This window comes from Paracoccus sp. FO-3 (assembly GCF_006386455.1).
In the GTDB taxonomy this organism is placed as follows: domain Bacteria; phylum Pseudomonadota; class Alphaproteobacteria; order Rhodobacterales; family Rhodobacteraceae; genus Paracoccus; species Paracoccus versutus.
Genome location: NZ_VCBQ01000204.1, coordinates 1 through 3464, shown reverse-complemented (window position 1 = coordinate 3464; position 3464 = coordinate 1). Strand labels below are relative to the sequence as shown.

2 protein-coding genes and 1 pseudogene are annotated in these 3464 nt (G+C 65.2%); all 3 read left to right on the top strand.

What is annotated here, in order from left to right:
- Positions 1–165 precede the first annotated feature (165 nt).
- A complete protein-coding gene (locus FE811_RS26160) occupies positions 166–432 on the top strand; it encodes a DUF6117 family protein (protein WP_140849417.1) in 267 nt (88 codons plus the stop codon).
- Entirely contained in the window at positions 429–725 is a 297-nt protein-coding gene (locus tag FE811_RS26155) for a hypothetical protein (RefSeq protein WP_140849415.1), read from the top strand. Before FE811_RS26160 ends, FE811_RS26155 begins: the two co-directional genes overlap by 4 nt.
- Before the next feature lie 159 nt (positions 726–884).
- Positions 885–3413 (top strand): annotated as a pseudogene (locus FE811_RS26150) (strawberry notch-like NTP hydrolase domain-containing protein); the annotation flags it as partial.
- Between the last annotated feature and the right edge of the window lie 51 nt (positions 3414–3464).

Here is a 3464-nt window from a genome sequence, read left to right as displayed (position 1 = left end):
CATAATCCTGATCCCGGCATAATATGCCAACACCTGCTCGAAGCCCCGGCTCGACGGCTTCGGCGGCGGCGCGCATGTCCACGATCTCACCACCGGCGAGACCGTGGACTGGATCTACACCGATGGCTGGCTCGCCGAGACCATCGCCGACGCGGGAGACCGGATATGAGCATCCCCTCCTTCGCCCGAACCAATTTTCAGACCCTGCTGCGCGCCGCGGGCGACGGCAACCTCGCACTCATGGAATGCCTCGACGCCGTGACCGGCACTGCGCGTTACGTCATCTGTGCGGTGGGGCGGGATGATGGTGATTTCGTCTTCACACCCTTCGGCCATCTCGCCGAAGGCAATCCTTATGACGCCTATCTGCCGCCCGATCCCGAAGACCCGAACGGCTTCGTACATCCCGATGCGCCGGGAGAGACGCCATGATGGACATCGACGCCATCTTCGCAGCCGATCACGAGCGGCCACCTTCCGAACGGTCGCTCCCCTGGCCAGAGACCAGAGACGGCATCACCGTCATCATAGAGCCCAAGCCCCATTGGGCCAGCGACATGCGGGCATTCCGGGCCGATGCCCGTGAATATTGCGCCTATACCGATTGGACCGCGAACGGCGCGCGCGCCAGGTTCTTCGGGCACATCGACACGAGCGGCGATGACCTGACCCGCAAAGCGCGCATGCTCGTCACCAGCGAGATCGTGGATGGATACTGGTCCTGACACCTAAAAGCGCCCCGCCGCTCGGCCGGGGCGCTTTTTTCGTGCCGGCAGCGACGAGCGTTTCGAGAGTGAGAGGGCTGCCGGGACGGGTCGAGTCCGGGCGACCGAGAGAGAGCGCCGTTCGGGCTTCCCGTTCCCGCTCTCCCGAGGTTTCAATCCATGAACATCATGTCTCCTATGGCCGTTCCGGCTGCGCCCATCGTCCGTGCGTCCGCCATCATCGCCGCCGCCCATCGGCTTCTCACCTTGCTCGAACGTGGACAGCGGGTCGATAGCGCCAGTCTCCGCACGGCTATGGAGACCGCCTTCGACGCTTCCGACGCGACCGGCGTCTGGGACTGGAAGACGGCCTATGAAGCCTGCGAATGCGCGACCGTCCTGTTTCTGCGCAAATACGGACGTGCGCTTTTCCGTAAAGCCGACACTCCGGTTGCACGGCTTTCCGCCCTATCGAAAATTGCTGGCCTCTTGCCGACGCACACCCGTCGCTCCGAGGAAAGCCAGGCGCTTCAGCAATTCTCGACGCCGGTCCCGCTCGGTCTTGCAGCCATCACCGCCGCCGCGATCTCGCCACGCGACATCGTGCTGGAGCCTTCGGCCGGAACGGGCCTGCTCGCCATCCTCGCCGAGATCAGCGGCGGTTCGCTGCTCCTCAACGAGCTGGCGGAAACCCGCGCCGATCTGCTCGCCGCGCTCTTTCCCGCTTGCCCCGTCACGCGCGTTGATGCTGCCCAGATCGACGATCACCTCCCGCCGAGCGCTATTCCTTCCGTTATCCTGATGAACCCGCCATTCTCGGTGATGGCGAACGTCTCCGGCCGCGTGGCCGACGCCGCCTCTCGCCATATCGCCTCGGCGCTGGCGCGGCTCGCCGAGGGTGGGCGTCTTGTCGCGATCACCGGCGCGAACTTCGGTCCCGAGCAGCCCGCATGGCGCGACGCCTTCGTCCGGCTTCAGGAGCGCGGCCGTGTCGTCTTCACCGCAGCGATCGACGGCTCGGTCTATGCCAGGCACGGCACGACCATCGAGACGCGGCTCACCGTAATCGACAAGCTGCCCGCCGAAGATCCGGCCACGTTCCCGGCATCTGCTGGTATCGCGCCCGACGTTGCCACGCTGCTCGCATGGATCGAGGTCCCTCCGCGCCTGTCTGTCGCTCTGCCTGAATCCGCACCATCGGTGTTGGGCTCAGCGCCGCGCACCGTGCGCGGTTATCTCGCGCGCGCTACCACCGCACGCCCGGCCGCGCCGCCGTCCATCGACCCTGAAGGCGTCGAACTCGCCCATGACACCGTGGATTGGACGCCGCCCGAGGGGGCACACCTCACGGACTCGATCTATGAAGAATACGGATTGCAGTCGATCCGCATTCCCGGCTCTCAGGCGCATCCCACCAAGCTCGTGCAATCGGCGGCCATGGCGAGCATCGCGCCGCCCAAGCCCGCCTATCGGCCGATGCTGCCGGCGGACATCACCGATCTGCTGTCGGACGCCCAGCTCGAAACCGTCATCTACGCCGGCGAGGCCCATTCGGACTTTCTCGCCGGATCATGGACGGTCGATGCGACCTTCGATCTCGTCCAGGCCGCGCCGGCCGACGCCGAGAATAACGTGCGTTTCCGGCGTGGCTTCATGCTCGGCGACGGCACCGGAGCGGGCAAAGGCCGCCAGTCTGCCGGCATCATCCTCGACAACTGGCTGCGCGGTCGCCGTAAGGCTGTCTGGATCTCCAAATCCGACAAGCTGATCGAGGACGCGCAACGCGACTGGTCCGCGCTCGGGATGGAGCGCCTGTTGGTCACGCCGCTGTCGCGTTTCGCCCAGGGCAAGCCGATCACACTGTCGGAAGGCGTCCTATTTGCAACCTATGCCACGCTGCGCTCCGACGACCGTGGTGAGAAGGTTTCCCGCGTCCGGCAGATCGTCGATTGGTTGGGCTCCGATTTCGATGGAGTGATCATTTTCGACGAGAGCCACGCCATGGCCAATGCCGCAGGCGGCAAGGGAGAACGCGGCGATGTCGCCGCCTCGCAGCAGGGACGCGCGGGCCTTCGGCTTCAGCACGCCCTGGCTAACGCGCGCGTAGTCTATGTCTCGGCTACCGGCGCGACCACCGTCCACAATCTCGCCTATGCCCAGCGGCTCGGCCTGTGGGGCGGCGAGGATTTCCCCTTCGCCACCCGCGCTGAATTTGTCGAGGCGATCGAGGACGGCGGCGTTGCGGCCATGGAAGTGCTCGCCCGCGATCTGCGCGCGCTCGGCCTCTATACCGCCCGTTCGCTCTCCTATGATGGCGTCGAGTATGAGCTGATCGAGCACGCTCTGACCGACGAGCAGCGCCGCATCTACGATGCCTACGCCAGCGCCTTCGCCGTCATCCACAATCATCTCGACGCCGCGATGCAGGCCGCCAACATCACCGGCGACGACGGCACGCTAAACCGGCAGGCCAAATCCGCCGCGCGCTCGGCCTTCGAAGCCGCCAAGCAGCGCTTCTTTGGCCATCTGCTCACGTCGATGAAGACCCCGACATTGATCCGCTCCATCAAGCGCGATCTTGAGGATGGACACGTCGCCGTCGTGCAGATCGTCTCGACCGGCGAAGCACTGATGGAACGCCGGCTGGCCGAGATCCCGACCGAGGAATGGAACGACGTTCGCGTCGACATCACCCCGCGCGAATATGTCTTATTCGGAACTCTGGATAAGACGTAATATGCCGCGTCCGCGTTATGCAGA

Bases quoted from the DNA above. Each gene is read 5' to 3' on its own strand.
- FE811_RS26160 (WP_140849417.1), top strand. From the start codon at position 166: ATGAGCATCCCCTCCTTCGCCCGAACCAATTTTCAGACCCTGCTGCGC.
- FE811_RS26155 (WP_140849415.1), top strand. From the start codon at position 429: ATGATGGACATCGACGCCATCTTCGCAGCCGATCACGAGCGGCCACCT.